Source organism: Robertmurraya korlensis (assembly GCF_023715225.1).
Lineage (GTDB): Bacteria > Bacillota > Bacilli > Bacillales > Cytobacillaceae > Robertmurraya_A.
In genome coordinates, this window is the sequence record NZ_JAMBNS010000032.1 from 1 (window position 1) to 1,188 (window position 1,188).

Below are 1,188 nucleotides of genomic sequence, written 5' to 3' on the forward strand. Positions count from 1 at the left end.
CCTACATGAAGCTGGAATCGCTAGTAATCGCGGATCAGCATGCCGCGGTGAATACGTTCCCGGGCCTTGTACACACCGCCCGTCACACCACGAGAGTTTGTAACACCCGAAGTCGGTGGGGTAACCGTAAGGAGCCAGCCGCCTAAGGTGGGACAGATGATTGGGGTGAAGTCGTAACAAGGTAGCCGTATCGGAAGGTGCGGCTGGATCACCTCCTTTCTAAGGAAATATGCTTGCGTAAGCAAGACATAATACAGACGTGACGATTTGTTCTTGTTCAGTTTTGATGGTTTAATAAGGTTTTTTTGCGAAGCAAAAATAACCATCCTTATAAACTTCCATCAAGTTGTTCTTTGAAAACTAGATAAAGTAAAAAAGTCAAGAAAGAAACTGAGTATCGCCATTTTAGGTTTTCTCTCTTAAATGAGAGAAAAAAATTAACCATAGGTTAAGTTAGAAAGGGCGCACGGTGGATGCCTTGGCACTAGGAGCCGATGAAGGACGGGACTAACACCGATATGCTTCGGGGAGCTGTAAGTAAGCTTTGATCCGGAGATTTCCGAATGGGGAAACCCCCTATCCGTAATGGGATAGGATCTTTACCTGAATACATAGGGTAATGAAGGCAGACCCGGGGAACTGAAACATCTAAGTACCCGGAGGAAGAGAAAGCAAACGCGATTCCCTGAGTAGCGGCGAGCGAAACGGGATTAGCCCAAACCAAGAGGCTTGCCTCTTGGGGTTGTAGGACACTCTATACGGAGTTACAAAGGAATGAAGTAGACGAATCGATCTGGAAAGGTCAGTCATAGAAGGTAACAACCCTGTAGTTGAAACTTCGTTCCCTCTTGAGTGGATCCTGAGTACGGCGGAACACGTGAAATTCCGTCGGAAGCAGGGAGGACCATCTCCCAAGGCTAAATACTCCCTAGTGACCGATAGTGAACCAGTACCGTGAGGGAAAGGTGAAAAGCACCCCGGAAGGGGAGTGAAAGAGATCCTGAAACCGTGTGCCTACAAGTAGTTAGAGCCCTGTGTATATTTTCCTTTGGAAAAATACCGGGTGATAGCGTGCCTTTTGTAGAATGAACCGGCGAGTTACGATTACATGCGAGGTTAAGTTGATAAGACGGAGCCGTAGCGAAAGCGAGTCTGAATAGGGCGCTTTAGTATGTGGTCGTAGACCCG

At 47.5% G+C, this 1,188-nt stretch carries 2 rRNA genes; both read left to right on the top strand.

The features are described from left to right. A 16S ribosomal RNA gene (locus tag M3175_RS23885) occupies positions 1-219 on the top strand; the annotation flags it as partial. Positions 220-446: 227 nt separating this feature from the next. Further along, positions 447-1,188 (top strand): 23S ribosomal RNA (locus M3175_RS23890); the annotation flags it as partial.